At 32.2% G+C, this 4,350-nt stretch carries 4 protein-coding genes; all 4 read right to left on the bottom strand.

Annotation, left to right across the window (positions count from 1 at the left end; genetic code table 11):
• Nucleotides 1-229 precede the first annotated feature (229 nt).
• The 4 genes from B091_RS0111405 to B091_RS0111390 all read right to left on the bottom strand — a co-directional run bounded on the left by B091_RS0111405 (nt 230) and on the right by B091_RS0111390 (nt 4,313).
• Nucleotides 230-1,054: a class D beta-lactamase OXA-347 gene (locus B091_RS0111405; protein WP_004295324.1), complete on the bottom strand. Its 825-nt coding sequence runs from the start codon at nt 1,052-1,054 to the stop codon at nt 230-232.
• Nucleotides 1,055-1,234: 180 nt separating this feature from the next.
• Nucleotides 1,235-2,149 (bottom strand): macrolide hydrolase EstT, encoded by a 915-nt coding sequence (estT, locus tag B091_RS0111400; protein WP_006744646.1) that lies wholly within the window; start codon nt 2,147-2,149, stop codon nt 1,235-1,237.
• 242 nt (nt 2,150-2,391) lie between these two features.
• Nucleotides 2,392-3,162, bottom strand: coding sequence for a lincosamide nucleotidyltransferase Lnu(H) (gene lnu(H), locus B091_RS0111395; protein ID WP_018110123.1), 771 nt, complete (start codon nt 3,160-3,162; stop codon nt 2,392-2,394).
• Nucleotides 3,163-3,452: 290 nt separating this feature from the next.
• Nucleotides 3,453-4,313: an AadS family aminoglycoside 6-adenylyltransferase gene (locus tag B091_RS0111390; RefSeq protein ID WP_025069680.1), complete on the bottom strand. Its 861-nt coding sequence runs from the start codon at nt 4,311-4,313 to the stop codon at nt 3,453-3,455.
• Nucleotides 4,314-4,350 lie beyond the last annotated feature (37 nt).

Below are 4,350 nucleotides of genomic sequence, written 5' to 3'. Positions count from 1 at the left end.
TACATGTCTAAGTTTTTTATTATAAAACAACGGCTCAGGTAAAGTTGTTACCCAAGCCCATCATTTTAACTTACACACTTTATGAGAGGGTGTCGAAAAATGGTAGCCGTAGTTGCCGGATTTACAGCACTTTCGTATCAATTTAGCACTTCGGTTCGTTAAAAGCACCAAAGTATCAAGTTGGCACGAAAGCCGGCAATTATCGGCTACCATATGTTAGTGGCATTTATCATTTCATTATATTCATTTGCTTTAACGCATTTTTTGTTACATTAATTCTCGATGAAATAAAATCATCAACATTCAATCCGTCTGTCGGAATTACATTTGTTGCAAAAAAATAAACATTAGATTTTGTTTCAACATAACCAACAAACCAACCATTATATTTTTCTTCTATCGAACTTAATCCAGTCTTACCGCTTAAAATGTAATTTTCAGTTCGCTCAATTTCCATAATATTTTTGACAATCTTTATTGTCCTATCAGAAATTGGAAATTTTGAAAAATAGAATTTCCTTAAAAAGTCGATTTGTTGTTTTTGAGATATTTTTGAATTTCCTTCAAGCCAAAAATTGTCAATCGTTAAACTGTCAAAAATCATATTTTTATACTCAAATTTTTCTAAATATTCTTTCATTTTAATTGTTCCGATTTTCCTTGCAATTTCCTGATAGCAAGGAACACAGGAAATTCTAAAAGCATCTTTAAATGATAAATCTTTTTCCCAAATATCCATTTTTCTCTGCTCGCCATTCCATTTTAAAATAGTTGTATCATTTTCAATAATGCCTAATTCAACAGCAATTATAGAATTTGGAATTTTGAATGTTGATGCAGGTAATTTTCCGTTTTTAGCCCAATCAAAGTCATTTGAGTAAAAAGTATTCTTGTCGTTATCATAAATTAGAATTGAACCATTTACTTGAAAACTATCTAAAATTTTGTCAAAATCAGAAATTTCTGTTTCAATTATGTTTTTATTCGTTGTTGTGTTACAGCAAACAAATAAAAATATCATTGAAATAAAAACTACAAATAAAATATTTTTCATTTATTGTCTAATTATCGTTTGTTTTTGTTGCCACTAACGGTTAGTATATGAAAAGTAGGCGATTTCGAAGTGCCAAATTTTCGGTTAAGCACAAAGTATAATACGAGCCAAAAGCCTTGAATTTACTACTGTTTCGCCTATTTTTTATATACATTGTTAGCGGGTCGTTGTTTTTGTTTATCAGTCATTTATGTGTTTTTCTATTCCATCAATAATTGATTTCCAATCATCAACGTGTAATTCGTGTCCTGTACCTTCAAGGGTGATTAGATTTGAACCTTTTATTTTTTCTAGTAAAAAACCTGCATTCTTATAATGCCAAATTTTGTCGTCTGTTCCGTGGATAATTAAGGTGGGTTGTTTGATTTCGTTTAATCTGTTCCAATATTCTTCACCACCTTGCAATGCAGCGTGATTGAACATACTTATATAATTGTTGGCTCTATTGAACTCAGCTCTTATCAGTTTTTCACTTCTTTGTTTGTCAAATTGTTTCTTGCCACTCATTAATTCTGCACCCTGAATTAAATAGTTTACCACACTGTCTTCATTTGTCCAATTGACTGTACCTGCTTTACTATGGAAATCTAAAATACTCGTGTCCATTTCAGGTATAGTTGGGTCTGAGTCTCCCCAAGGGCCTGATGACATAAGAGTTAAGGAGTTAACTCTGTCGGCAAACTTTATTGATGCTATTTGAGAAATTAGTCCGCCCAAAGAAATCCCCACAAAATGTGCTTTGTCAATCTTGTAGCCATCCAATATTGAAATAGCGTCATTAGTTAAGTCAACAATATCGTATGGAGTAGAACCTGGTTCATAATTAGTGGATTTTCCTACATCTCTGTTGTCGTAACGAATAACAAAAAATCCTTTTTCAGATAATTGTTGGCAAAATTCAGTGTCCCAATACAGCATTGATACGGTTGCACCTGCTACCAAAAGGATTGCTGGATTTTTCTTATTTCCAAAACTTTCCGTACAGAGTTCAATGCCGTTTGTTTTAATTATTTTCTCTTTCATTTCTGTTTTCCTTTGTTTGCAACTGATTATTATCAGTCCTAAAATTAATATCCAAAGTAGTTTTTTTTTCATTTATCAATGTTTAACTGTTATGCTGGTATCTTTCACAATGCCCGCTAACGTTTCGGGGCTTGACGCAGTGGCGGAAAATCGAAGACGAAGCTTTCGATTTAGACGACACGTAGCAAAAGCCAATTCATTGAATAAATTTAAGAAAAAAAGTCAATGTAATTGGCTTTTGCGACATAGAAAGCCGAAACTTTCAATTAATCACTTAACCCGCCATTGCGACAAACCCTTGTTGGCGGTAGTTTTTATCTTATTCTGCTCAGGATTTCTTTCAGTTTGGGTTCAATTTTAAGTTCGTCAAATAGTTTTTTCGATAAATTTAAGGAGTTCTCAAAAGCCAAAACTATGTTTTTAGGATTTAAGTCAGATGTTACTTTTTTATACGCTGAATACCAAATTACATCAATGTCCTTTTCGAGATTTTTAGTCGGACTTTCCCAATGTTGCGTTTTGGTTGTTCTTACTCTTATAAGCCAAAGCAAGTATTTCTGAACATTTGATAAACTGTGATGAGCGTGAGCAAATTCTTCTCTTTTAATCAAGTTGCTTGTTGTCAGTACAACATTCAGTAATGATTGGCTTAACCACAAGATATTTTCATTTGTTATTCTTTCTGGGGATTTTGTTCCGATTTGATTAAGCGTTTTCGTTAAAAGTCCGTCTTTGTCGATTAGATTCATTTGGTCAAAATCGCTAAATTCAACAATTCCGTCCCAGGATTTGATAATTTCAATTTCCTCCGTTTTTAAAAAATGAAATTCTCCTCTGACCATATTGTCGAAAATAGCCACTTCACTTCCATATTCGTTGGTAAAATATAATGCAACCGGATGAATTTGGTTTACCCATTTTTCGGCTGAAAAGTCTTCTTTACTTTTCAAGAAAATATAAAATTCGATGTCGGAATATTGGTCTCCTTCGTTTTTTGTAAATGAACCATACATAAAAACGGCGGAAATATTTTCGTCTTGTTGAGCTAATAATTTTGTTTTGTCAATCATTTGTAACTGTGTCATTTTTCTAATTTTTAAAAATTAATAATAGAAAACTCCATTACTTTTTAAAAGTAATGAAAAAGTTTGAGTTTATTTATTTTGGACAGTTACTTATAGCTTCATCGGATTATATTTTTTTATGTTTAACATTCTGTTTGGTAAAATTACCGCCAACGGTTTGGGTATTGCCGAAGGCGGGGATTTTTAGCGCAAAAGTTCAAACGAAGGACGAATGTTGAACCTTGCACAAATGTCCAATCGAAGTCGTTCAGCCCCGCTTTTGGCAATACCTTGTTGTACGACGTAGTTATTTATTTAGTTTTTAATTCGTCCAAATATTTTCGTATGTCTTTTTCTAATTTTTTGGGATAATCATAATTTAGTTTTTTCGATAATTCAGTTCCAATTTTTGAAACTAAATCAGCCATTGCAAATAAAGCATCCCAATTATCATTTTTTTTACTTCCTGAAAATGTTTGTTCTATTGTTTCCCACAAATCGGTAGTCAGGTATTTTTTAAAAAGTCTGCCGTATTTATTGGTTGTAATATTCCAATTATGTTCGCTTGAAATGTACCATTCGATTAAAGGGATTAAATAGTCTGTTCGGATATTATTTTCAGTCATAAACTTTGTATAAAACAAGTCATCCCTAATAATACATTTTGCGGTATGAGCAATGTCCCACCAAAAGTCATTTAAAACTTGTTTGAATTTTTTTTCTGTAGGTTTTTTTATTATAAAAATCTGGTGAGTAGGCTTTTTTAGACTATTTGTTAGCCCTTCTTTATCCACCAAAACTTTATAGCCAATATCCCAATCTTCGTGTAATTCATTTTTTTTTGCGTCAAGTAAAAATTCGGGTTTGCTGTATAATTTGAAATCTACTTTGACATAGTCAGCATATAAAACCATTTTCATAGCGTGTTTACCTTCGAAATAGGTTTCGTCTTCTTCAACCATTGCAATTGGATTTCCAAAATTTTCTGTCCAAGTATTGTCTGAAATATATTTGGCGTTATTTTCGAATATAAGTTCAATGTCTAAGTCGCTAAAATCGTCAACAGGTGCTAATGGATTTACAAGTGAACTTGTCAATAATACTGCTCTTATGTCTCGGTTATTTTTAGACCAATCAATTATTGCTTTTAGTTTTTCGTCACGAACTTTCATTTTTACGAGGTGGGTTTTACTATGTCGTACAACGTCT

Origin of the sequence: Bacteroides propionicifaciens DSM 19291 = JCM 14649 (assembly GCF_000375405.1) — a bacterium.
Taxonomy (GTDB): domain Bacteria; phylum Bacteroidota; class Bacteroidia; order Bacteroidales; family Bacteroidaceae; genus Bacteroides_E; species Bacteroides_E propionicifaciens.
Note: the sequence above shows the minus strand (reverse complement) of the source record. Positions and strands in the feature narration are given on the sequence as shown.